This is a genomic window from uncultured Tateyamaria sp. (genome assembly GCF_947503045.1).
Lineage (GTDB): Bacteria > Pseudomonadota > Alphaproteobacteria > Rhodobacterales > Rhodobacteraceae > Tateyamaria.
On sequence record NZ_CANNCF010000002.1, the window covers coordinates 647,055 to 668,577 of the forward strand.

At 61.8% G+C, this 21,523-nt stretch carries 25 protein-coding genes, 1 tRNA gene and 2 riboswitches; of the genes, 16 read left to right on the forward strand and 10 right to left on the reverse strand.

All coding sequences use genetic code 11. The annotated features are described in order from the left end of the window. Position 1 precedes the first annotated feature (1 nt). Genes Q1A89_RS11570 through Q1A89_RS11585 form a run of 4 tightly spaced genes read right to left on the reverse strand, consistent with a single transcriptional unit; the run spans position 2 to position 2,426 of the window. Positions 2-244, reverse strand: a complete 243-nt coding sequence (locus Q1A89_RS11570) for an exodeoxyribonuclease VII small subunit (RefSeq protein ID WP_108836683.1) — start codon at positions 242-244, stop codon at positions 2-4. Next, the gene (locus Q1A89_RS11575; RefSeq protein ID WP_299727848.1) at positions 241-1,179 is read right to left on the reverse strand and encodes a histone deacetylase family protein; all 939 of its coding nucleotides are present in this window, start codon (positions 1,177-1,179) and stop codon (positions 241-243) included. Before Q1A89_RS11575 ends, Q1A89_RS11570 begins: the two co-directional genes overlap by 4 nt. 36 nt (positions 1,180-1,215) lie before the next feature. Beyond that, positions 1,216-1,917, reverse strand: a complete 702-nt coding sequence (locus Q1A89_RS11580; protein ID WP_299727851.1) for a response regulator — start codon at positions 1,915-1,917, stop codon at positions 1,216-1,218. Next, positions 1,914-2,426 carry a MarR family transcriptional regulator gene (locus Q1A89_RS11585; protein WP_299727855.1) on the reverse strand — a complete coding sequence of 171 codons (513 nt, stop codon included), beginning with the start codon at positions 2,424-2,426 and terminating at the stop codon, positions 1,914-1,916. The genes Q1A89_RS11580 and Q1A89_RS11585 overlap by 4 nt, the downstream gene beginning before the upstream one ends. 152 nt (positions 2,427-2,578) lie before the next feature. On the opposite strand from Q1A89_RS11585, the gene Q1A89_RS11590 reads away from it, so the two are divergent. After that, complete coding sequence (locus Q1A89_RS11590) at positions 2,579-3,445, forward strand: branched-chain amino acid aminotransferase (protein ID WP_299727857.1); 867 nt, start codon at positions 2,579-2,581, stop codon at positions 3,443-3,445. A gap of 5 nt (positions 3,446-3,450) precedes the next feature. Further along, the gene (locus Q1A89_RS11595; protein WP_299727859.1) at positions 3,451-3,792 is read left to right on the forward strand and encodes a nuclear transport factor 2 family protein; all 342 of its coding nucleotides are present in this window, start codon (positions 3,451-3,453) and stop codon (positions 3,790-3,792) included. Here the strand turns inward: Q1A89_RS11595 and Q1A89_RS11600 are convergent. Together Q1A89_RS11600 and Q1A89_RS11605 are read right to left on the reverse strand one after the other, a co-directional pair. Then, the gene (locus tag Q1A89_RS11600) at positions 3,789-4,730 is read right to left on the reverse strand and encodes a DMT family transporter (protein ID WP_299727862.1); all 942 of its coding nucleotides are present in this window, start codon (positions 4,728-4,730) and stop codon (positions 3,789-3,791) included. The two genes, Q1A89_RS11595 and Q1A89_RS11600, sit on opposite strands and share 4 nt — an antisense overlap. Positions 4,731-4,772: 42 nt before the next feature. Next, a complete protein-coding gene (locus Q1A89_RS11605; RefSeq protein WP_299727865.1) occupies positions 4,773-5,168 on the reverse strand; it encodes a DM13 domain-containing protein in 396 nt (131 codons plus the stop codon). Between the two features lie 142 nt (positions 5,169-5,310). Between Q1A89_RS11605 and Q1A89_RS11610 the strand changes: the two genes are divergently transcribed. Continuing rightward, complete coding sequence (locus Q1A89_RS11610) at positions 5,311-5,892, forward strand: TetR/AcrR family transcriptional regulator (protein WP_299727868.1); 582 nt, start codon at positions 5,311-5,313, stop codon at positions 5,890-5,892. Here the strand turns inward: Q1A89_RS11610 and aroC are convergent. Then, on the reverse strand, positions 5,889-6,986 hold the full coding sequence (gene aroC, locus Q1A89_RS11615; RefSeq protein ID WP_299727871.1) for a chorismate synthase: 1,098 nt from the start codon (positions 6,984-6,986) through the stop codon (positions 5,889-5,891). The genes Q1A89_RS11610 and aroC overlap by 4 nt on opposite strands. A 176-nt stretch (positions 6,987-7,162) precedes the next feature. On the opposite strand from aroC, the gene Q1A89_RS11620 reads away from it, so the two are divergent. The 4 genes from Q1A89_RS11620 (at position 7,163) to Q1A89_RS11635 (ending at position 11,332) form a co-directional block, all read left to right on the forward strand. Further along, complete coding sequence (locus Q1A89_RS11620; RefSeq protein ID WP_299727874.1) at positions 7,163-7,852, forward strand: VPLPA-CTERM sorting domain-containing protein; 690 nt, start codon at positions 7,163-7,165, stop codon at positions 7,850-7,852. A 141-nt stretch (positions 7,853-7,993) separates the two neighbouring features. Continuing rightward, a riboswitch (TPP riboswitch) is annotated at positions 7,994-8,094 on the forward strand. 40 nt (positions 8,095-8,134) lie between these two features. Continuing rightward, positions 8,135-9,115 (forward strand): thiamine ABC transporter substrate binding subunit, encoded by a 981-nt coding sequence (locus Q1A89_RS11625; RefSeq protein ID WP_299727877.1) that lies wholly within the window; start codon positions 8,135-8,137, stop codon positions 9,113-9,115. Continuing rightward, positions 9,091-10,653, forward strand: a complete 1,563-nt coding sequence (locus Q1A89_RS11630; protein ID WP_299727880.1) for a thiamine/thiamine pyrophosphate ABC transporter permease ThiP — start codon at positions 9,091-9,093, stop codon at positions 10,651-10,653. The genes Q1A89_RS11625 and Q1A89_RS11630 overlap by 25 nt, the downstream gene beginning before the upstream one ends. Further along, positions 10,640-11,332 carry an ATP-binding cassette domain-containing protein gene (locus tag Q1A89_RS11635; RefSeq protein ID WP_299727883.1) on the forward strand — a complete coding sequence of 231 codons (693 nt, stop codon included), beginning with the start codon at positions 10,640-10,642 and terminating at the stop codon, positions 11,330-11,332. The genes Q1A89_RS11630 and Q1A89_RS11635 overlap by 14 nt, the downstream gene beginning before the upstream one ends. Here the strand turns inward: Q1A89_RS11635 and Q1A89_RS11640 are convergent. Then, positions 11,321-11,761, reverse strand: coding sequence for a 6,7-dimethyl-8-ribityllumazine synthase (locus Q1A89_RS11640; RefSeq protein WP_299727886.1), 441 nt, complete (start codon positions 11,759-11,761; stop codon positions 11,321-11,323). The two genes, Q1A89_RS11635 and Q1A89_RS11640, sit on opposite strands and share 12 nt — an antisense overlap. 78 nt (positions 11,762-11,839) lie before the next feature. Then, a riboswitch (FMN riboswitch) is annotated at positions 11,840-12,000 on the reverse strand. A gap of 60 nt (positions 12,001-12,060) precedes the next feature. Here Q1A89_RS11640 and Q1A89_RS11645 point away from each other — a divergent pair. From Q1A89_RS11645 to Q1A89_RS11665, 5 genes are all read left to right on the forward strand, one after another. Continuing rightward, positions 12,061-12,678 carry an FMN-binding negative transcriptional regulator gene (locus tag Q1A89_RS11645; RefSeq protein WP_299729149.1) on the forward strand — a complete coding sequence of 206 codons (618 nt, stop codon included), beginning with the start codon at positions 12,061-12,063 and terminating at the stop codon, positions 12,676-12,678. A 47-nt stretch (positions 12,679-12,725) separates the two neighbouring features. Further along, positions 12,726-13,328, forward strand: coding sequence for a glutathione S-transferase (locus tag Q1A89_RS11650; RefSeq protein ID WP_299727888.1), 603 nt, complete (start codon positions 12,726-12,728; stop codon positions 13,326-13,328). 342 nt (positions 13,329-13,670) lie between these two features. Further along, positions 13,671-14,234 carry a ubiquinol-cytochrome c reductase iron-sulfur subunit gene (gene petA / locus Q1A89_RS11655; RefSeq protein WP_299727890.1) on the forward strand — a complete coding sequence of 188 codons (564 nt, stop codon included), beginning with the start codon at positions 13,671-13,673 and terminating at the stop codon, positions 14,232-14,234. A 14-nt stretch (positions 14,235-14,248) separates the two neighbouring features. After that, a complete protein-coding gene (gene petB, locus Q1A89_RS11660; RefSeq protein ID WP_299727893.1) occupies positions 14,249-15,592 on the forward strand; it encodes a cytochrome b in 1,344 nt (447 codons plus the stop codon). 13 nt (positions 15,593-15,605) lie between these two features. Further along, positions 15,606-16,394 carry a cytochrome c1 gene (locus tag Q1A89_RS11665; protein ID WP_299727896.1) on the forward strand — a complete coding sequence of 263 codons (789 nt, stop codon included), beginning with the start codon at positions 15,606-15,608 and terminating at the stop codon, positions 16,392-16,394. Positions 16,395-16,599: 205 nt separating this feature from the next. Here Q1A89_RS11665 and mtaB read toward each other — a convergent pair whose 3' ends face one another. Further along, positions 16,600-17,847, reverse strand: coding sequence for a tRNA (N(6)-L-threonylcarbamoyladenosine(37)-C(2))-methylthiotransferase MtaB (gene mtaB / locus Q1A89_RS11670; RefSeq protein ID WP_299727899.1), 1,248 nt, complete (start codon positions 17,845-17,847; stop codon positions 16,600-16,602). Then, positions 17,844-18,683, reverse strand: a complete 840-nt coding sequence (gene dapF, locus Q1A89_RS11675; RefSeq protein WP_299727902.1) for a diaminopimelate epimerase — start codon at positions 18,681-18,683, stop codon at positions 17,844-17,846. Before dapF ends, mtaB begins: the two co-directional genes overlap by 4 nt. Before the next feature lie 98 nt (positions 18,684-18,781). Here dapF and Q1A89_RS11680 point away from each other — a divergent pair. The 4 genes from Q1A89_RS11680 (at position 18,782) to queG (ending at position 21,521) form a co-directional block, all read left to right on the forward strand. Then, positions 18,782-18,857, forward strand: a tRNA-Lys gene (locus tag Q1A89_RS11680). 126 nt (positions 18,858-18,983) lie between these two features. Next, entirely contained in the window at positions 18,984-19,709 is a 726-nt protein-coding gene (gene mtgA, locus Q1A89_RS11685) for a monofunctional biosynthetic peptidoglycan transglycosylase (RefSeq protein WP_299727905.1), read from the forward strand. Between the two features lie 55 nt (positions 19,710-19,764). After that, positions 19,765-20,430 (forward strand): glutathione S-transferase family protein, encoded by a 666-nt coding sequence (locus Q1A89_RS11690; protein WP_299727908.1) that lies wholly within the window; start codon positions 19,765-19,767, stop codon positions 20,428-20,430. Positions 20,431-20,477: 47 nt separating this feature from the next. Then, positions 20,478-21,521, forward strand: coding sequence for a tRNA epoxyqueuosine(34) reductase QueG (queG, locus tag Q1A89_RS11695; RefSeq protein WP_299727911.1), 1,044 nt, complete (start codon positions 20,478-20,480; stop codon positions 21,519-21,521). Positions 21,522-21,523 lie beyond the last annotated feature (2 nt).

Below are 21,523 nucleotides of genomic sequence, written 5' to 3' on the forward strand. Positions count from 1 at the left end.
TTCAGAGGTCGCTGACCGGCTTGAGACCCGTGGGATTGCCGTCGCCATCCAGCGTGATGGCAGCCACCTTTTCCTCGGCCTCTTTCAGCTTGGTCTCGCAGCGCGCCTTGAGCGCCGCCCCGCGTTCATAAAGTGTGATCGAAGCATCCAGCGCCACGTCACCCCGTTCCAGCTGGCCCAACACCTGTTCCAGTTCGGCCATCGCCTCTTCAAAGCTCATTTCGTCTACGGGGCGATCAGTCATGTGGCGGCCTTTATCAGCGATTGAACATGGGCGCGGGCACATGAGGCGAGCGCATCCAGATCATAGCCGCCTTCCAAAACTGATACCACCCGGCCCTCGCACAGGGTTTGTGCAGTTTGTGTGATCAGGTCGGTGAGGTCTGCATAGGTGTCTGCCGTCCAGTTGAGCTGTGCGAGCGGGTCGTCCTGATGGGCGTCAAAACCAGCCGAGATCAGGATCAGTTCGGGGTGGTGTTTGATCAGCGCAGGCACAACCAGCCGCTCATATTCGGCGATGGCGTGATGGCCGTCAGTATGGGGGGCAAGCGGGATATTGAGCACTGTGCCGTGCGGGCCACGGTCCGACGCCGCGCCCGTCCCGGGCCACAGCGGCATCTGCTGGGACGTGATGACCAGCGCACGCGGATCATCCTGCAACAGGGCCTGCGTTCCATTGCCGTGATGTACGTCGAAATCGACAACCGCGACACGGGACAAGCCGCGCACCTCAAGCGCATGTTTGGCCGCTATGGCCACATTGCCAAAGATGCAAAACCCCATGGGCAGATCTTGTTCGGCATGGTGCCCCGGCGGGCGCATCGCGACAAAGGCGTTCCGGGCGGCACCATCCAGAACCATGTCCACCGCCTTGACCGCCCCACCTGCCGCACGCCAGATCGCGTTTTCAGAGGTCGGGCACAGGAAGGTTTCAGCATCGGTTTCCCGGTCAAGCCCGGCATAGCCGTCCGCAGGTATCTTGGAGCGCACAGTGTCAATGTAGTTCTGCGGATGGCAAAGAGCGATGGACGCATCCTCTGCCAGGGGTGGGTCGACGCGCAAAAGGTCCAAATCCGCAAGCGCACGCTGGATATAGGCCAACCGCGCCACCTGTTCTGGCATGCCCGGCGGGTTGACGTGCAACAGACCATCGGCGTGGGTAAGAAGCGCAGTGGTCATCGCTTCATTGTTCCAAAAATATGCAAACTCGACATCTCAGTCGGGTGCCAGCATGTACCCGGCACCGCGTACCGTTTGCAGATAGCGAGGTTGCTTGGGGTCGGCCTCGATCTTGCGCCTGAGCCGGGTGATCTGCACGTCCACTGCGCGTTCCTGCGCCTGACCACGATCGCGGCCCAGATCCTCGACCAGCTTGGCGCGGGTGATGGCCTCGCCCGGCGTGGCCGAGAAAATCTTCATCAATTGCATCTCGGTGGCAGTGAGCCGAATGAGGTCCGGGCCCTGCCACAACTCGCCGCGCTCCATGTCATAGCGGATTGGGCCGAGGGACAGGATCTTGGGCGTGGCCTCGGCCTCGTCAATCTCGGGCACGCGGCGCAGAATCGCGTTGATGCGCAACAAGAGTTCCTTCGGCTCGAACGGTTTGGGCAGGTAGTCGTCGGCACCCGCCTCCAGCCCTTCGATCCGGTTTTCGGTATCGCCCTTGGCGGTCAGCAGCAGGATGGGCGTGGCATGGGTCTCGCGCAGGGCACGACACAGGCTCAGCCCGTCCTCGCCCGGCATCATCACATCCAGCACGATCATATCGAAATCGAGACCCGCCAAAATGCGGCGCGCATGTTCAGCGCTGCGCGCAGAGGTCACCAGAAACCCGTTCCGCATCAGGAACTTCTGCAAAAGTGTCCTGATACGTTCGTCGTCATCCACGATCAGCAGATGGGCATCAAATGTGGTCATGCGCCGCTCTCCTTCAGACGTGTGTAGGCGCGTTGCATTTCGCTGTCCATCATCGCCTCCAGCACCTGACGGAAACCCGCCACAGCTTCGGGGCCCGCATCGCGGAAGGCCGCGCGCATCCGGGCGCGTTGCGCATCCGACAGGCGCCCTTCGAGGGTGCGGCCCTCATCCGTGAGGTACAAGTGCCGCTCGCGCTTGTCGACGCGGCCCACCCGGCTTTCCACCAGTCCATCTGAAATCAGCGTGCGCAGCACCCGGTTCAGTGACTGTTTCGTGACCCCCAGAATGTTGAGCAGATTGTTGACCGTCGTGCCCGGCGCGCGGTTGATGAAGTGGATGGCGCGGTGATGGGCGCGCCCATAGGCCATGTCGGCAAGAATGCGATCAGGATCGGCGGTAAAACCCCGATAGGCAAAGAACATCGCCTCGATCCCCTGACGCAATTGTTCGTCCGTCAGGAACAGCAGGTTTTCCCCGCTGATCGCGGCACTTGGGCGTCCGTCGGCCATTCTGTCCCCATTGGTTTTGTGATCGTTTTGCGGGCAGTTTAAGTCAGCCTTGTTGACATTCCAAGAGCGAAGCGATATCGAATCGCAGGTTTTGCGCAACTTTGTGTCCGTTTCGGACTTATTTGCGCAATTTTCGGAAACAGGAGGCTGACATGGCAGCATATGATGATCGTGACGGGAAAATCTGGATGGACGGCCAGATGGTCGATTGGCGCAGTGCCAATGTCCACATCCTCAGCCATGCCATGCACTATGCCAGTTCCGTGTTTGAGGGCGAGCGGGCCTATAACGGCAAAATCTTCCTCAGCCGCAAACACTCCGAGCGTCTGCACTTTTCGGCCGGAGAACTGGACTTCCAGATCCCCTATACCGTGGACGAGATCGAAGCCGCCAAGCAGGAGGTGCTGACTGCCCAGGGCCTCACGGACGCCTATGTGCGCGCCGTTGCCTGGCGCGGTGCGGGCGAAGACATGGGTGTCTCCTCTGCCCGCAACCCGGTCCATCTGGCCATCGCGGCCTGGGAATGGGGCAGCTACTATGGCGACGCCAAGATGAAGGGCGCCAAGATCGACATCGCCAAGTGGAAGCGCCCCAGCCCGGAAACCATCCCCGTGCACGCCAAGGCCGCAGGCCTTTACATGATCTGCACCACCTCCAAACACGCCGCCGAGGCCAAAGGCTGTTCGGACGCGCTGTTCATGGATTATCGCGGCTATGTGGCTGAATGCACCGGCGCCAACATCTTTTTCGTTAAGGACGGCGAGGTGCATACCCCCAAGGCCGACGTGTTCCTGAATGGCCTCACACGCCAGACCGTCATCGGCATGCTTAAAGATCGGCAGATCAAGGTGCACGAGCGGGTCATCATGCCCGAAGAACTGGAAGGGTTCGAGCAGTGCTGGCTGACCGGCACCGCCGCCGAAGTGACCCCCGTGGGCCAGATTGCCGACTACAATTTCGAGGTCGGATCGATCACCCGCGAGATTGCCGAAAGCTATGAACAGCTGGTGCGCAGCTAGGCCCCGTGGACTTTGACGCCTTTGCCGAGGCGTGGGAGGCCGCATGGAACTCCCACGACCTTGACCGCATCCTCGCCCACTATTCCGACGGCGTCACCTTTTGCTCGCATAAAGCGATGCGACTGGTCGGCACCGGAGAGTTGAACGGCAAAGCGGCCTTGCGCGCCTATTGGGCCAAGGCCCTCGCCGCGCAACCCGGCCTGTCATTCGTGGTGGTCGACGTGCTGCACGGGCACGGTATGCTGGTGATCACTTACCGCAACCAGCACGATGTTCTGGCCGCCGAAACCCTGCGCTTTGGCCCCGATGGTCTGGTGATCGAGGCGTCGGCCTGTCATCGCCCCTAACCCTTCGGGTCCGTCACGGACCGGGCCTTGCGCCGCTCCAGCCCCAGTTGGCGCTCACGCCAGATGATCAGCACACCGCCCAGCACGACGAGGGCGGCACCGGCCACCATGTTCAAGGTCGGCACCTCGGCAAAGATGAAGTAGCCGATGATCGCCGCAAAGATCAGTGACGCATAGTCGAAGGGGGCCAGCATCGATGCTCCGGCAAAGCGGTAGCTGGACGTGACTAGGATCTGCGCGACCCCGCCCACCAGACCGGCACAGACCAGCAGAATGACGTCCGTGGTCGAGGGAACGATCCAGCCAAAGGGCAGGCTCAGCAGGCTAAGCAGCGTCGCCGTCAGCGAAAAGTAGAACACGATGGCGGCTGTATGTTCGGTCTTCACCAGGGTGCGGATATGGATCTGCACCAGCGCGCGCAGGATCGAGGCCCCCAACACCATCAACGCACCGGCTGTCCCAGCAGCGCCCAGCGTTTCGGCATCCACGCTCAGACGCGGCCAGATCACGATCATCACACCGACAAGGCCCAGCGCAACGGCGCTGATGCGAAACAGGCGCACGGTTTCACCCAGCATCACCGCGGCAAGGATCACCGTGAACATAGGGGTCGCATAGCCGATGGCTGTCACTTCGGGCAGGGGCAGCAGCCCAAGACCGGCAAAGGTCAGCGCCATCGCCGTTGTGCCAAACAGGCCGCGCCAGATATGGCCCATCAGGTTCACGGGAATCAGGGCTTCGCGCAGGTCGCCACGTTGCCAGATCCAGCCCAAGATAATCGGCATGGCAAAGAGGGAACGGAAGAACACGGCCTGCCCGGCAGGCACGGATTGCGTCGCCTCCTTGATCATGGCGGCCATTACCATGAACAAAAACACCGCCATCAGCTTGAGGGCGATGGCGGTGCCGGGTTTGTTCTGGGTCGAGGGCGCTAGCATGTCCCCCGACCCATGGAATGTTATGACTGCCTTGGCAAGGCGTCAGTTCAATTTGGCGACACCCAGCGGCACGCTGAACTTCTCGCACCAAATGTAGACTTCGTTAAAGGACGATACGTCCACACCGGCCGGGATGACAAAGGACTGGCCGCCTGTCAGCGCCTGAAGATTACCGGAGTCGGTGTTGCCGTCGTAAAAGCCGTCTTTGCCCAGCCCGACGCGGGGATCGGGTGCGCCATCAAGGCTGAAGTCATCGGCAAGGATGATGGTGTGGCTGCCGTCGTCATTCTTGACCACTTCGACACCGCCCGTGGTGATGTGATCAGAGGCGCCTGTGAACGTGCCGGATGCCACGGGGCCAGCTTCGGCGCTGATGGCAGAGAACGAGATGATGCCGGCGAGTGTGACGGCCAGAAGTGTTTTGAGCGTCTTGAACATTGTGAAGGTCCCTTTGTGGTTTTGTGTTTCGATGGACATCATCTACCGTTTGGAACCAAGCGGTACAATACACGCTTTTGTGAGTTATGGACTATGCAGTTCCAAATACTATATGAGAGGGCAAGCAAGTGGAGACATCATCATGGGCCGACCCCGTACCTTTGACACCGATCAAGCCATCGAAAAGGCAATGCAGGTCTTTTGGACCCATGGATACGAGGGTGCGTCCCTGCCCGATCTGCTGGATGGCATGGGTCTGACGCGCGGAAGTCTTTACAAAGCGTTTACCGACAAGAAGACACTTTTTCTGAAAGTCCTCGAACATTACGAGGGAAAAGCAGTGGCGTCGGCGGTTGCGCTGATGCTTGATTCTTCGATCCCGAACGGTGCTGATCGTATTCTGACAGTGTTTACCAATTCTTACCGCGCCGTGACGGAGGGGGACCGCCGCGGATGTTTGCTGTGTACCGCGGCCGCCGGACCCAGCATGTATGACGACGAAATTGCCGCCGTTGTGTCCCAAGGGCTGGGCGCGATGCGGGATGCCATGGACGACGCATTGAACGCCTCGCCCCGCCATCGCGACTTGCCCGACAGCGAACGCAGCGCATTGGCCGATATGCTTATTTCCCAATATGTGGGGCTGCGCACCATGGCTCGCGCCCGGATCGACAGTAAAACGCTGCGCAACGCGGTGCGCTCGGTCGGGGTAATGCTGGCCTAGCCGATGGGTCCGCGCACGCCGCCGGTCTGACCGCGATCCAGCAGCAGGTGATCGAGGATCACGCACGCCATCATCGCCTCGCCCACCGGTACTGCGCGAATGCCGACGCAGGGATCGTGACGACCTTTGGTGATGATCTCGGTCTCTTCGCCGGACTTGGTGATGGTCCGCCGCGTTTGCAGGATGCTTGAGGTCGGCTTGACGGCAAAGCGGACCACGATGTCCTGCCCGGTCGAGATGCCGCCAAGGATACCGCCCGCGTGGTTGGACGTGTATTCCGGCCCGTCCGAGCCCATGGTGATCTCGTCCGCGTTCAACTCGCCCGTCAACATCGCCGCAGACATACCTTCGCCGATCTCGACCCCTTTGACAGCGTTGATGGACATCATGCCCGCCGCCAGATCCGTATCCAGCTTGGCATAGATCGGCGCGCCAAGGCCCACAGGCACATTACGTGCAACCACTTCGATCACGGCGCCGACGCTGCTGCCTGATTTGCGCAATCCGTCCAGATAGTCGGCCCATGTCTCGGCTGCGCCCGCGTCGGGAACCCAAAACGGGTTCTGGTCGATCTGGTCCCAGTCAAAGGCGGCGCGGTCGATCTCGTGCGCGCCCATGCGGGTCATGTAGCCCTTGATCTCGATCTCCGGCACCAGCTTGGCAAGGGCCGCGCGGGCCAACCCGCCTGCTGCCACACGGGCGGCCGTTTCGCGCGCCGAAGACCGCCCCCCGCCGCGATAATCCCGAATGCCGTATTTCTGCCAATAGGTGATGTCAGCATGGCCGGGGCGGAATTTCTCGGCGATGTCGCCGTAATCCTTGGACCGCTGATCCGTATTCTCGATCATAAGCTGGATCGGCGTGCCGGTGGTCACCCCTTCGAACACACCCGACAGGATGCGCACGGCATCCGCCTCGCGGCGCTGCGTGGTGTACTTGTTCTGCCCCGGTTTACGCTTGTCGAGCCAGTGCTGAAGCATGCCCTCGTCCACGGCCACACCCGGAGGGCAGCCATCCACCGTCGCACCCAAGGCGGGCCCGTGGCTTTCGCCCCATGTGGTGACGCGAAAGAGATGTCCGAAGGTGTTGAGCATTCACTGTCTCCTGTTGCGACGGTGGTGTTATCGGGAATGATCGAGAGAGGAAAGATGTTTGCCCGGCAATTAAGCTGCTGCCGCAGGTGCCTGAACACTCCCGAAAGTCATGAATAAGTAGACAGATCATACACAAATGATTAACGTCCGCTGCGTAGGGAAAAGGGAAATTATTAATGAAAAAACTACAATCATTTGGTGCGGCTATCATTGTTTCTATTGCGTCGATGGTCGGTGCCTCAGCTTCGGCGTCAGTTGTCGAATACGAACTCAGCTTCTTAACCGCTGGACAAGCGAGTGTTGCATCGACGACCCAAGCGGGATGGACTGCAACTGACCTGACGGCTGTCGGCGTGACCGGTGGTCCGAGCGTGTTCACCAACCACTTTTATCACACCGGCTGGGGGCTCACCCTCGACACGGGGAAATACTACGAGGCGACCATCGGAACGACCGGGTCCGCGTTCAGCCTGAACGACGTCAGCTTTTCACTCGAAAACCAGTCTGGCACGTCCGGATTTGTTCTGCGCTCCAGCCTGGACGGTTTTGCGACTGATATCGATTCTGATGCATTCTCTGCCGGTCAGGTGACTGACTTTACCGTCGACCTGTCGTCGCTTGGCACGCTCAACAGCGATGTCACATTCCGCTGGTTCCTGTTTGGCGCTGGGTCAACCAATCGCACCGGTTTTGCCAATCATGACTGCGAAAACTTGAGCGGTGCCGGATGCGGACTGAATGATGTCGGTCAGGATCTGATCTTTACCGGTCAAATTTCTGCCGTTCCGCTGCCCGCGAGCCTGCCCTTGCTGGCCGCTGGCCTGATCGGACTGGGTGCTTTGGCACGGCGCCGCCGCACATCCTGATCAAGCACTTCACTTGATTTCAGAACACCCGCCGGAGCACCCGGCGGGTGTTTTGCATTGATCCCCTGACCAAAGGCAAAACGGCCCGGTCCGACGGCGTGCAATTTCCACTTGTCCGCGCTGCGCCCGCGCCCTAGGTTCTGCCGTACCTCGGGGTGCTGGAAACAGCTGAGATGCAATGATGCGAACCCGTTGAACCTGAACCGGTTAACACCGGCGGAGGGAAGGTTTGGATCATCCCAACACCCTTATCCCGCCGCCTTCTCTTATTTGGAGGATGCGATGAAGTATCTGATGACAACCGCCGCCGCGCTTTGCGCCACCGCGGCATGGGCCGAAACGCCCGTTCTGACCGTCTATGCGGGCGACTACTTTACGTCCGAATGGGGCCCCGGTCCCAAGATCGAAGCGGGTTTCGAGGAAATCTGCGACTGCGATCTGCAGTTTTCCACCGGCGATCTGATGCCCCGCCTGCTGCTCGAAGGTGAGCGGACCAAGGCCGACGTGGTGATCGGGTTGACCACCGATGTCACCGCCAAGGCGCGGGCCACAGGCCTCTTTGCCCCGCACGGGCAGGACAACAGCGCCCTGACCCTGCCCATCGCATGGGATGACGACACGTTCCTGCCGTTCAACTACGGGCACACCGCCTTTATCTATGACGAAACCCGCATCGACGCGGCCCCTACCAGCTTTGCCGACCTGCTGGCCATGGATGATGACATCAAGATCGTCATTCAGGACCCGCGCACCTCGATCTCGGGCCTTGCACTCGTGCTTTGGGTGCAGGCGGTCTACGGCGACGAGGCGGACGCGGCCTGGGCTAAACTCGCCCCAAAGATCCTGACTGTGACCAAGGACTGGTCCGCGAGCTATGGCCTTTTCACCGATGGTGAGGCCGATATGGTGCTGAGCTACACCACCTCCCCTGCCTATCACATGTTCGCCGAAGAGGACTTTACCAAGAAAGCTGCGATCTTCCCCGAGGGGCACTATTTCATGGCCGAAACCGTGGGCAAGGTCGCCGCAACGGATCAGCCTGAACTGGCAGATGCCTTTATGGATTACGTGATGAGCACGGATTTCCAGACGCTGATCCCGACCGCGAACTGGTCCCTGCCCTCGGCCCTGCCCGAGGCGCAATGGCCCGAAGGCTGGGCGCAACTGCCGCTACCTGAAAAGGTACTGTTCTATTCCGAGACCGAAGCGGCAGAGGTTCAGGCGGAGGCCATCGAGACATGGCGCGCCACACTCAGCCAATAAACACCTGCAGGGTCACGGGGCCGGTCGCGGCGGGCGCAGTGTTTTCACTGATCCTGCTCGCGCTGGCCGCCGTGGCCTCGCGCGCGCAATGGCCCGTCAGCTTTGGCGTGGCCGATTGGGCGGCGCTGCGGTTTACGGTCTGGCAATCGTTCCTGTCCGCGCTGTTCAGCGTCGTCTTTGCCATCCCCGTCGCCCGTGCTTTGGCGCGGCGGCGGTTTGCGGGGCGCCAGTTGCTCGTCACACTGCTGGGCGCACCCTTTATCCTGCCTGTCATCGTGGCTGTCATGGGCCTTTTGGTTGTGTTTGGCCGCGCCGGGTGGGTCAGTCAGGGCCTTGGCCTGCTGGGCCTGCCGCCCCTGTCGATCTACGGGCTGACCGGCGTTGTCCTCGCCCACGTCTTTTTCAACATGCCGCTGGCCACACGCCTGATCCTGCAGGGTTGGCAATCAATCCCGGCCGAGCAATTCCGTCTGGCCGGTCAGTTGGGTCTGCCCCCTTCCGTCACATTTCGGACGCTGGAATGGCCCGTGCTGCGGCAGGTGGTGCCGGGGGCTTTCGCGCTGATCTTTGTCATATGCCTCACCAGTTTCGCGGTCGCCCTGACTCTGGGCGGTGGCCCGCGTGCGACCACGATTGAACTGGCGATCTACCAGGCCTTTCGCTTTGAATTCGACCTAGGCCGGGCTGCGGTATTGAGCCTGTTGCAACTGGTCGTGGCCGGGTCGGCGGCAGTGCTGGCCCTGTGGATTCTGCCCCCGATCGCGGTGCAGATGGGACGCGACCGACCCGTGCAGCGCTGGGATGCGCAAGGGGCGGGCTTGCGCGCGCTGGATACGCTCTGGATCGGGTTGGCGTCCCTGTTTCTGCTGGTGCCGTTGGGGGCAATTGCTGTTTCGGGCGTGATGGGCCTTGCCCAGATGCCCGTGCTGGTCTGGCACGCGGCATGGACGTCGCTGTGGGTGGCGACTCTGTGCACCTGCGTGCTGGTCATGCTGGCGCTGCCGATCTCGATCTGGCTGGCGCAGACGCAGCGCGGCGGGGCCGAGGCACTGACCCTCATCGGACTTGCCGCCTCGCCCCTGATGATCGGCACCGGGTGGTTTATCCTGATCAACCCCTTTGCCTCCCCCGTGCAACTTGCGCTGGTGGTCACGGCGCTGGTCAATGCGATGATGGCACTGCCCTTTGCGGTGCGCATCCTGATGCCTGCGATGCGGCAGGTGATCACCGACTACGGTCGGCTGAGCGCGAGCCTTGGCCTGTCGGGCCTTGCCCTGTGGCAGATCGTGGTGCTGCCGCGGGTGCGCGCGCCCTTGGGCTTTGCTGCCGGGCTGGCGGCGGCCTTGTCGGTGGGTGATCTGGGGGTTGTGGCGCTGTTTGCCGATGGTGACCGCGCGACGCTGCCCTTGCAGATGTACCGGCTGATGGGCAGTTACCGCACGGACGCGGCAGCGGGGGCGGCGCTGTTGCTGCTGGGCCTCGCGCTCGGGATGTTCTGGGCGTGCGATGCGTGGGGGCGACGACATGTTGACGGTTAGAGATCTGCAGATCGCCCAAGGCGTGTTCGAGTTGCACGCGACATTTGACGTGGCCAAGGGCCAGCGGGTTGCGGTCATCGGGCCATCGGGTGCGGGGAAGTCGACGCTGCTCAATGCGCTCGGAGGCTATATCCCAAGCACGGGCAGCATCATGGTGGATGGCCAGGACGTCAGCACCGCTGCCCCCGATCAGCGCGGGATCGCGATGCTGTTTCAGGACGGCAACCTGTTTCCGCACATGACGCTGGCGCAGAATGTGGGGCTGGGCCTGCGCCCGTCCCTGCGGCTGAACAATGACGAACAGGGCAAGGTTGCGGCCGCGTTGGACAGCGTCGGGCTGGCCGCGTTCGGAGATCGCAAACCCGGTGACGTATCGGGCGGCCAGCAAAGCCGCGCGGCTCTTGCTCGGGTTCTGGTGCAGGGCAAGCCCCTGTTATTGCTGGACGAACCCTTTGCCGCCCTTGGGCCCGCCTTGCGCGGCGAGATGCTGGATCTGACCAGCACCGTAGCGCGTGATACCGGTGCCACGGTGCTGATGATCACCCATGCGCCCGAAGACGCAGAGCGGGCGGCGGATCAGGTGATCTTTGTTGATGCAGGGCAGGTCGAAGCGCCTCGCCCGGTCTCAGAGATCATGGACAACCCGCCCCCCGCTCTGCGCGCCTATCTAGGCCGCTGAGCGCACCGCGCGCCGCGCGTCCAGAATGCCCAAGGCCGCCTGCGCCGCCTCGCGCCCCTTGATCACGAAGTGGTCGGCGTAGATGCTCTTGTGATGATCGGTGTCCTGAAACTGGTGCGGGGTCAGTGAGACGGACAGCACCGGCACCCCGGTTTTCAGGCCCACCTGCATCAGCCCGTCCACCACTGCGGCGGCGACAAAGTCGTGGCGGTAGATACCGCCGTCCACCACAAGGGCGGCACAGATGACGGCGTCGTAGCGCCCCGACTCGGCCAGGGTCTGGGCCATCAGCGGCATCTCGAAAGCGCCGGGCACGTCATAGGCGTCGACCTGCCCCGGCAGGATCAATTCGGTGAAGCCGTCATAGGCACGATCCACAATATCCGCGTGCCAGCAGGCTTTTACGAATGCGAAGCGGGTGTGTGTCATAGCAAATCTCCTTTAGGTTCAGACACTTCACACCCAAGGCGATTGCGCACAGCGACGCGCCATCGCTGGCGGGGCCCTGCACGTTCTCTTTCATCCGGACTGTGACCGTCGGCTCAGGCATCTCACCTGATCTGCTTGACCAAACGTCCTTCGCGAGAAGGGCGCGTGCGCTCGCGGGCTCATGGATCAACCGCCCATATACCGCCGGTGGGGAATTTCGCCCCGCCCTAAGAACAGGATCAGGTTGCCAACTTGGACCTGCCAAGGCAAGAGGGACGCGACGTAGATTGGACCTCAAGATGCACCCCAACCCGGTATTTCACACAGAAACGGATCAGGCGAACCTCGCCTTTGCCCGTGCGCGCGCGTTCGGCATTCTGGCGGTGAATGGCGCGGCGGGGCCGGTGATGGCGCATGTGCCGTTTCTGATCGATGAGGACGGTGGCTGGCTGAACCTTCATCTGGTGCGCTCGAATCCGATTGCGCGGGCGTTGAAAGAGCCGTTGCAGGCCCGCATCGCGGTGAGCGGGGCGGATGGGTACGTGTCGCCCGACTGGTACGAGGTGCCCGATCAAGTGCCCACGTGGAACTATGTGGCCGTGCATCTGACCGGCACTCTTGAGCTGCGTGATCAGGGCGAGATGCGCGATCTGCTGGACCGTCAGTCCAAGCATTTCGAGGATCAGCTGGAGCCCAAACGCCCGTGGAAAACCGACAAGATGACGCCCGAGGTGCTGGACAAGATGATGCGCCAGATCGTGCCCTGCCGGATGAAGATCGAAGGCGTGGACGGCACATGGAAGCTGAACCAGAATAAGCCCGACACCGTGCGCCTGCGGGCCGCTGATCACATGGACGCCTATGGCATGGGCATGGAGACCCGCATTCTGGCTGCGCTGATGCGTGGGGCAAAATGAGGGGTGCTGCGTGCCGCGCCATGACATAAACCTGAAAGGAAATCACCATGAAGCTTTATCACTCACCCGCCTCGCCCTTTGTGCGCAAAGTCGTTGTTTTGCTTCATGAATTGGGCAAGGCAGAGGCTGTTGAACTGGCCACGGTACACTCCACCGCGCTGGACTCCGACACCAGCCTGATGGCCGCCAACCCGCTGGCGCGCCTGCCTGCGCTGGAGCGGCCCGAGGGCGTGACGCTGTACGATAGTCGGGTGATCACGGCCTATCTGGATGACCTCTACAAGGGCGGCATGTACCCGACCGGCAGTCGGCGGTGGGAGACGCTGACGCTGGAGGCCACGGGCGACGGGATGATGGATAGCGCTGTGTCGATGGTCTACGAGATCCGGCTGCGTGATGAAGCGCAGGTGTCTCAAGCGTGGATCGAGGCGCAATGGGCCAAGGTCGAGCGCGGATTGGACGCGCTCAACACCCGCTGGATGAGCCATCTGTCGGGGCCTGTGGGGGCCGGCCATATCGCGGTCGGCTGCGCGCTGGGATACCTTGATTTCCGGCACGAGGCGCGCAACTGGCGACAGGGGCGCGAGGCGCTGGCGGGGTGGTACGAAGGCTTTGCCGCGCGCGCCTCGATGACGGCCACCGCCCCCTGAACGGGCGGCGCGGCGCAACACTTGCGACCCAAAATCCGCCAATGCGGCGAATCGATAGGTTAATGCCATAAAAACAAGGCAAATGGCGTGTATTCGATGCGTGCACGACCTGTGCACACCCTGTGCACCGGTTGTGCACCGTTCCCGTGGTTAACGCAGCGCGCGGTCTTTCGAGTCTTAACAAGGGGTTAATCAACCCCCCTGCGACCACGTGTGGCAGATTGCACGCTGGACGCGGGGTCCGGACGGCGCTAGATAGCACGTCAACATTGGTGACGCCGCGCGCGTGACCCGCCTATGTCATTGGCCCTTCGGGGTCGCTTGGAAACTGGAGAAGTCCCCGTGTCCCACGCAGAAGAAGAACACGACGGCGACCGCCGCGATTTCCTGTACTACGCCACAGGCGGTGCAGGTGTTGTTGTGGCTGGTGCCGCAGTCTGGCCACTGGTCAATCAGATGAACCCGTCTGCGGACGTGCTGGCCCTGTCCTCGATCCGGGTTGACGTCAGCAGCGTTGAACCGGGTACACAACTGACCGTCAAATGGCTGGGCAAGCCCGTGTTCATCCGCCGCCGGACCGAAGAAGAGATTGCCGCCGCGCGCGACGTCGCACTCGAAGACCTGCCGGATCAGGGATCGGAAAACGCCAACGCACCCAACGGCGCGGACGCTTCGGACGAAAACCGTTCGCTCGACGAATCCGGTGAGTGGCTGGTGATGATCGGCGTCTGTACGCACCTTGGCTGCGTGCCACTGGGTGATGCGGGCGATTTTGGCGGCTGGTTCTGCCCCTGCCACGGGTCGCACTATGACACATCGGGCCGCATTCGCCGCGGGCCCGCGCCGCGCAACCTGCCAGTGCCTGTCGCTGAATTCGTGGACGAAACCACGATCAAACTCGGTTAAGGGAGAAAACGACCATGGGTGGAATTCCTCACGACCATTACGAACCGAAGGCCCCTTGGGAAAAAGGTCTGGCCAAGCGGTTGCCGATTGTTGGCCTGCTTTATGACACGCTGATGATCCCGACGCCGAAAAACCTGAACTGGATGTGGATCTGGGGTATCGTTCTGACCTTCTGTCTGGCGCTGCAGATCATCACCGGCATCGTTCTGGTGATGCACTACACGCCACATGTAGATTACGCCTTCTCTTCGGTTGAGCACATCATGCGCAACGTGAATGGCGGCGCCATGCTGCGCTACCTGCACATGAACGGCGCCTCGCTGTTCTTTGTCGCTGTGTATGCGCACATCTTCCGCGGTCTCTATTACGGGTCCTACAAGGCCCCACGCGAGATCACATGGATCATCGGCATGCTGATTTACGTGCTGATGATGGGCACCGCCTTTATGGGCTACGTGCTGCCATGGGGTCAGATGTCGTTCTGGGGCGCCACCGTGATCACCGGCCTGTTCGGCGCGATCCCCTTTGTGGGTGAGGCGCTGCAGACCTGGTTGCTGGGCGGGCCTGCCGTGGACAACGCCACGCTGAACCGCTTCTTCAGCCTGCATTACCTGCTGCCTTTCGTCATTGCGGGTCTTGTCGTCCTGCATATCTGGGCCTTCCACACCACCGGCAACAACAACCCCACCGGGGTTGAGGTGCGCCGTGGATCGAAGGAAGAGGCAGAGAAAGACACGCTGCCTTTCTGGCCCTATTTCGTGATCAAGGACCTGTTTGCGCTGGCCGTGATCCTGGTCGTGTTCTTTGCGATTGTCGGCTACATGCCGAACTATCTGGGCCACCCGGACAACTACATCGAGGCCAACGCGCTTGCCACACCTGCGCACATTGTTCCGGAATGGTACTTCCTGCCGTTCTACGCGATCCTGCGTGCCTTCACGGATGAGGTCTGGGTTGTGCAGATTGCCGGGTTCCTGACCGGGGGCATCGTGGACGCCAAGTTCTTTGGTGTGGTTGCGATGTTCGGGGCGATTGTGGCGATGGCGCTGGCGCCGTGGCTTGACACATCGTCCGTCCGTTCGGGCCGCTATCGCCCCATGCTGAAATGGTGGTTCTGGCTGCTGGTCGTGGACTTCTTTGTCCTGATGTGGGTTGGCGCGATGCCTGCCGAAGAGCCGTTCAACACGATTTCGCTGATCGCCTCTGCCTACTGGTTTGCCTACTTCCTCGTGATCCTGCCGCTGCTTGGCGTGATCGAGAAACCGGAAGCGCAGCCTGCGACCATCGAAGAAGACTTTGCCGCACATTATGGTGGTGGCGATGCGGGCAAGGCCCCATCGACACAGCCAGCGGAATAAGGAGAGACTGCACATGTTCAAGACACTTGCAGCAAGTGCGGTGGCGGCGGTCATGCTGGCCACCAGCGCCTTCGCCGCCGGCGAAGCCACCGGTCACGTGGAAAACGTCGACTTTTCCTTTGACGGTCCGTTCGGGTCCTATGATCAGAACCAGTTGCAGCGTGGGTTGCAGATCTACACCGAGATCTGTGCCGCCTGTCACGGTCTGAAATTCGTTCCCCTGCGCACGCTGGGTGACGAGGGTGGCCCTGCACTGCCCGAGGATCAGGTGCGTGCCTATGCGGAGTTCTACGAGGTCTTTGACCCCGAGCTGGACGATTTCCGCACGGCCACGCCAAGCGATCACTTTCCCGCCTCCAATCTGGAAAACGCGCCGGATCTGAGCCTGATGGCCAAGGCCCGTGCCGGGTTCCACGGTCCCTACGGTCTGGGCATCAACCAGTTGATGAACGGTATTGGTGGTCCGGAATATATCACTGCCCTGCTCACCGGGTATACCGGCGAGGAAAAGGAAGAAGCCGGTGCGGTTCTTTACGAAAACACCATCTTCCCCGGTGGCTGGATCGCGATGGCCCCGCCCCTTTATGGCGATGATCTCGAGTTTGCCGATGGCCATGCCACCGACCTGCACCATCTGTCCGAAGACGTGTCGGCCTTTCTGATGTGGACCGCCGAGCCCAAGCTGGTCGCTCGCAAGCAGGCTGGTTTTGTCGGCGTGGTGTTCCTGACCATCCTGTCGGTGCTGCTGTACCTGACCAACAAGCGCATCTGGGCGCCGGTCAAGGCGCGCTACAAGAAGTAAGCGATCTGTTTGTGGATCGGGATGAAGCCCTGCCTTTTGGTGGGGCTTTTTCTTTTGGACCGGGCGCAGGACACCTGCGCCTTACGTGCCGGTTGGAATGGGTGGCTGGTGTCAGAGGGGCTCTGCCCCCGCACATGCGCGCGTCCCCGGGATTTTTTTGAAACAGAGAAGCAGGGGGTAAGGCGTACCTGTGGTGCGCCCGGGCTCAGGCGGTGAGCTGGGTGTCAGTGTGGGATGTGATCTGCGCGGTCACGATCTGGCCCTCAGGCTGTGGCTGATCAAAGTGCACTTCGGTGAACTGTTCGGTGCGGCCCATGGTCGGGTTTTCCATCAGCACGCGGTGGGTTTTGCCCACTTGTGCGTTCAGGTGCGATGCCACCTGTGCGGCCCCGGCTGCGCGCAGCCGTGCGGCCCGTTCCTTGATCGCTGTGCCGTTCACCTGCGGCATGCGCGCCGCTGGCGTGCCCGGACGGGGGGAGTAGGGGAACACATGCAGCCAGGTCAGGTCGCAGTCCTTGACCAGCGCGAGGGACTGCTCGAAATGCGCCTCGGTCTCGGTGGGGAAGCCTGCGATGATGTCTGCGCCAAAAGTCATATCGGGCCGCAGGCGCCGCGCTTCTTGCGCAAAGCGGATGGCGTCATCGCGCCCGTGCCGCCGCTTCATCCGTTTGAGGATCAGGTTGTCCCCGTGTTGCAGCGACAGGTGGAGGTGCGGCATGAGGCGCTGTTCGGTCGTAATGGCGCCCATAAGCGCCTCGTCCACCTCGATCGAATCGATCGAGCTGATCCGCAGGCGCGGCAGGTCAGGCACCAGTTTGAGGATGCGCGTCACCAGATCGCCGAGGCGCGGTTCAGAGGGCAGATCGGCGCCCCATGAGGTCAGATCGACCCCGGTCAGCACCACCTCGTTAAAGCCGCGATCCACCAGCCGTTTGATCTGGTCCACCACAACGCCCGCCGGGACCGAGCGGGAATTGCCCCGCCCGAAGGGAATGATGCAGAAGGTGCAGCGGTGATCGCAACCATTCTGGACCTGCACGTAAGCCCGGCTGCGGGTGCCGAAACCGTCGATCAGGTGCCCTGCGGTTTCGGTGACAGACATGATGTCGTCGACCTGCACCGGCTCGGTGCCGAAATCGCCTGCAAGGCCCTCCCAAGTGCTGGCCTGCATCTTTTCGGTGTTGCCGATAACCACGTCCACCTCGTCCATGGCGGCAAATGTGTCGGGTTCGGTCTGGGCCGCGCAGCCCGTGACGATCAGGCGGGCATCAGGATGGGTGCGGCGCAGCTTGCGGATGTCCTGGCGGGCCTTGCGCACCGCCTCGGCCGTCACGGCACAGGTGTTGACCACCACGGCGTTGCCAAGCCCGGCGCCTGCGGCCAGTTCCTCCATCGCCTTGGTCTCGTAGGCGTTGAGGCGGCAGCCGTGGTTGGAAAAGACGGGTGCGCTCATAGCGACTGCAGAAAGCTGGGGGTCAGGACGCCGTCAAAAACATGGGCCGTGGGACCGGACATCCAGACGCCGTCCTCGCGCCAGTCGATGTCGAGCGTGCCGCCATCAAGATCGATACGGACTGTGCGCCCTGTCAGACCCTTGCGCGCTGCGGCGACAGCCACGGCGCAGGAAGACGAGCCGGAGGCCAGTGTGATGCCTGTGCCCCGCTCCCAGACGCGCATACGGATGTGGTCGGGCCCAAGCAGTTGGGCAAATTGCACATTGGTGCGTTCGGGAAACAGCGGGTGGTGTTCGATCTCGGGCCCGCGCGCGGCCAGATCGATGGAAGCGACATCCTCGACAAAGAAGGTGCAGTGCGGATTGCCCATGCCGGTGCCCACAGGTGTACCGTCGATGGGCAGGGCCAGCGTGTCCACATCGCGGGCCAGTGGGATGCCCTGCCAGTCGAGCAGCGGGTGGCCCATGTTGACGGCCGTGACCCCGTCCGCGCTGCGCACAGCCTGCAGGGTGCCCCGCCCGGTGATGGCGATGCTGAGGGCGTCCGCCCCGTTCAGCCCCATTTCGCGCGCCGCAATACAGCGTGTGGCGTTGCCGCAGGCCGACGAATGGGACCCATCGGCGTTGTAGAATGTGATCGTCAGATCGTCGCCTTCGGTGATGACGGCCAGCTGATCAAACCCCACCCCGCGATGCCGATCCGCCAATGCCTGCACCAGGTTTTCGGACAGCGTCACGGGCCGCGTGCGCGCGTCCACAACGACAAAGTCATTGCCCAGCCCGTGCATCTTCATGAAGGGCCAACCGGAGGTCACAGGTTCATGCATGGCGCGCATATAACGCCGTGCCTTTGGGGAATCCAGTATGTCGCAGAAAAACAGCCGAGAATCGGCTTGACCCGGCTGCCCGCCCTTTCTAGATAGGCCGCCTAGTGGGGCCGTTAGCTCAGTTGGTAGAGCAGCTGACTTTTAATCAGCGGGTCGCAGGTTCGAACCCTGCACGGCTCACCATTTTTCCGACATCTGTTAGGTTTCGGGTCGCCGATCGGGCGTGCCTGTTCCTTTTGACGGTGAACGGGCCAAACGGACCGGTTTTTGAGGATTCCCTTGGGCCGCGTGCAGAGTTATAGCTGCGTCATGGCCAAAAAGAGCAGTGCCTCAAAAAAGAAAACCGCAAAGAAGCGGCCCCTGAACCTGAAACGCTGGCTTATGCGCTGGACGCTGCGGCTCGTGGCTGTGGTGTTTCTGCTGGCTGTGGCCGTGACCCTGTTGTGGGGGCTGCTGAACCCGCCGACGACCTTTTACATGCTGCAGGAATCGCGCCGTTTGGGCGGGGTCGAGAGGACTTGGGTTGATATCGAACAGATTGCCCCGATCATGCCGCGCGCGGCTGTGGCCGCCGAGGATGCCAATTTCTGCCTGCATTGGGGGCTCGATGTCACCGCTATCCGCAATGCCATTGACGAGGGTGGCGGGCGTGGTGCCTCCACCATCAGCCAGCAGGTCGTCAAGAACGTCTATCTCTGGCATGGCCGGTCGTGGCTGCGCAAAGTGATGGAGGCCGGCATGACCCCGCTGGTCGAGGCCTTGTGGTCCAAGAAACGCATTCTTGAAGTCTATCTGAACGTGGCCGAATTCGATGAGGGCGTGTTTGGCATCGAGGCCGCCGCGCAACACTATTTCGGTGTGGATGCCGCGTCGCTTAGCAACGTGCAGGCGGCCCGCCTTGCCGCGATCCTGCCGGATCCCAAGGGGCGGTCGGCCGGAAAACCCTCGAATTACGTGCGAAAACGGGCCAGTCAGATCCTGGACGGAGCGGCCACGATCCGCGCGGATGGCCGTGCCCGTTGTTTCCAGAGTTGAAAATGTTGCGCCTTAGGTGCATGGATGCCAGACCAATACTTGCCTCGGATTGATCATGGCCCGACTGTTTCACGTTCCTCTGTCTCCGTTCTGCCGCAAGGTGCGCCTGTCTCTGGCCGAAAAGAAGATCGAGGTGGAACTGGTCGAAGAGCGCTACTGGGAGGCCGAGCCCGATTTCCTGCGTCGCAACCCCGCCGCCAAAGTGCCCGTGCTGCGCCTTGACGGTGTGATGATGAGCGAAAGTGCCGCCATCTGCGAATACATTGAGGAAACCCGCCCCGAGCCGTCCCTGATGCCGAAAGGCCCCGAAGAACGGCTGGAAGTCCGCCGACTGGTCGGTTGGTTCGATGACAAGTTTCACAACGAGGTGACCTCGAAGCTGCTTTATGAGCGGGTCAACAAGAAGGTGATGGGGCAGGGATTTCCGGACAGTCGCAACGTCAAGGATGGCGCCAAGGCGATCAAGTATCACCTCGACTACATGGCGTGGCTGCTGGATCATCGCCGCTGGCTGGCGGGCGACGTGATGACGCTGGCAGATTTTGCCGCCGCCGCGCATCTGTCGTCGCTGGATTATATCTCGGACGTGGACTGGAACCGCTGCGAGGTGGTCAAGGACTGGTACGCCAAGATCAAGTCCCGCCCGGCCTTCCGTTCGATCCTTGCCGACCAGGTGTCGGGGTTCCCGCCGCCGAAGCACTACAATGATCTGGATTTCTAGAGGCGGATGACGGACCGGGGGCCTGCCCCCGGACCCCCGGGATTTTTTTGAAACAGAGAAGTCAGACCCTGAAAGAGCGTGTCGTCGCGCAGGCTCTGGCAGAGGGGTTTGTGATGGCCCGCATCTGTCGTCCGGATGCAGTGCCGCAGGTGGCCGCGCGCTTGGACGCCTTTGTCGCGGCCGGGTATCACGGGCAGATGGGTTGGATGGCCGATCGGATGCATTGGCGCGCTGATCCCTCAGCGTTGTGGCCCGAGGCCCGATCGGTTTTGATGCTGGCCGAAAGCTATGCGCCGGAGCATGACCCGCTGGCCGTGTTACAGCGCCCTGATCTGGGGGCCGTGTCGGTCTATGCCCAGGGGCGCGATTACCATGACATCGTGAAAAAGCGGCTGAAGCGATTGGCCCGTTGGCTCATCGAGGAGGCCGGTGGCGAAGTGAAGGTGTTTGTCGACACCGCACCCGTGCCGGAGAAAGCGTTGGGCCAGGCGGCGGGTCTGGGCTGGCAGGGCAAACATACCAATCTGGTGAGCCGGGAATGGGGCAATTGGGCCTTTTTAGGCTCTGTTTTTACGACGTTGGAGTTGGAGGCAGATGCTGCCGAACCGGATCATTGCGGGTCCTGCCGCGCCTGTCTGGACGTGTGCCCGACGGATGCTTTTCCCGCCCCCTATCGCCTCGATGCGCGGCGCTGCATTTCCTACCTGACCATCGAACACAAGGGCCCGGTGGATGTCGACCTGCGCGCGGCACTCGGCAATCGCATCTATGGCTGTGACGATTGTCTGGCCGTCTGTCCGTGGAACAAGTTCGCCGTGGCCGCGTCCGATCTGCGTTACCTCGGGGCTGTTGGTGCCCCGCCATTGGCCGAATTGGTACAGCTCGATGATGCCGCCTTTCGCGCCCGCTTTTCCGGCTCGCCGGTCAAACGGATCGGGCGGGACCGGTTTGTACGTAATGTGCTTTATGCCATCGGGAATTCGGGCGATACGGGTCTGATTCAGCTGGCGCAAGGCCTGTTCAATGACGCGGATGAGGCGGTTGCAGATGCGGCACGCTGGGCCGTGGCCCGGTTGAGAGGCGAGACGTAGGG

Bases quoted from the DNA above. Each gene is read 5' to 3' on its own strand.
- Q1A89_RS11570 (WP_108836683.1), bottom strand. From the start codon at position 244: ATGACTGATCGCCCCGTAGACGAAATGAGCTTTGAAGAGGCGATGGCC.
- Q1A89_RS11575 (WP_299727848.1), bottom strand. From the start codon at position 1,179: ATGACCACTGCGCTTCTTACCCACGCCGATGGTCTGTTGCACGTCAAC.
- Q1A89_RS11580 (WP_299727851.1), bottom strand. From the start codon at position 1,917: ATGACCACATTTGATGCCCATCTGCTGATCGTGGATGACGACGAACGT.
- Q1A89_RS11585 (WP_299727855.1), bottom strand. From the start codon at position 2,426: ATGGCCGACGGACGCCCAAGTGCCGCGATCAGCGGGGAAAACCTGCTG.
- Q1A89_RS11590 (WP_299727857.1), top strand. From the start codon at position 2,579: ATGGCAGCATATGATGATCGTGACGGGAAAATCTGGATGGACGGCCAG.
- Q1A89_RS11600 (WP_299727862.1), bottom strand. From the start codon at position 4,730: ATGCTAGCGCCCTCGACCCAGAACAAACCCGGCACCGCCATCGCCCTC.
- Q1A89_RS11605 (WP_299727865.1), bottom strand. From the start codon at position 5,168: ATGTTCAAGACGCTCAAAACACTTCTGGCCGTCACACTCGCCGGCATC.
- Q1A89_RS11610 (WP_299727868.1), top strand. From the start codon at position 5,311: ATGGGCCGACCCCGTACCTTTGACACCGATCAAGCCATCGAAAAGGCA.
- aroC (WP_299727871.1), bottom strand. From the start codon at position 6,986: ATGCTCAACACCTTCGGACATCTCTTTCGCGTCACCACATGGGGCGAA.
- Q1A89_RS11620 (WP_299727874.1), top strand. From the start codon at position 7,163: ATGAAAAAACTACAATCATTTGGTGCGGCTATCATTGTTTCTATTGCG.
- Q1A89_RS11625 (WP_299727877.1), top strand. From the start codon at position 8,135: ATGAAGTATCTGATGACAACCGCCGCCGCGCTTTGCGCCACCGCGGCA.
- Q1A89_RS11630 (WP_299727880.1), top strand. From the start codon at position 9,091: ATGGCGCGCCACACTCAGCCAATAAACACCTGCAGGGTCACGGGGCCG.
- Q1A89_RS11635 (WP_299727883.1), top strand. From the start codon at position 10,640: ATGTTGACGGTTAGAGATCTGCAGATCGCCCAAGGCGTGTTCGAGTTG.
- Q1A89_RS11640 (WP_299727886.1), bottom strand. From the start codon at position 11,761: ATGACACACACCCGCTTCGCATTCGTAAAAGCCTGCTGGCACGCGGAT.
- Q1A89_RS11645 (WP_299729149.1), top strand. From the start codon at position 12,061: ATGCACCCCAACCCGGTATTTCACACAGAAACGGATCAGGCGAACCTC.
- Q1A89_RS11650 (WP_299727888.1), top strand. From the start codon at position 12,726: ATGAAGCTTTATCACTCACCCGCCTCGCCCTTTGTGCGCAAAGTCGTT.
- petB (WP_299727893.1), top strand. From the start codon at position 14,249: ATGGGTGGAATTCCTCACGACCATTACGAACCGAAGGCCCCTTGGGAA.
- Q1A89_RS11665 (WP_299727896.1), top strand. From the start codon at position 15,606: ATGTTCAAGACACTTGCAGCAAGTGCGGTGGCGGCGGTCATGCTGGCC.
- mtaB (WP_299727899.1), bottom strand. From the start codon at position 17,847: ATGAGCGCACCCGTCTTTTCCAACCACGGCTGCCGCCTCAACGCCTAC.
- dapF (WP_299727902.1), bottom strand. From the start codon at position 18,683: ATGCGCGCCATGCATGAACCTGTGACCTCCGGTTGGCCCTTCATGAAG.
- mtgA (WP_299727905.1), top strand. From the start codon at position 18,984: ATGGCCAAAAAGAGCAGTGCCTCAAAAAAGAAAACCGCAAAGAAGCGG.
- Q1A89_RS11690 (WP_299727908.1), top strand. From the start codon at position 19,765: ATGGCCCGACTGTTTCACGTTCCTCTGTCTCCGTTCTGCCGCAAGGTG.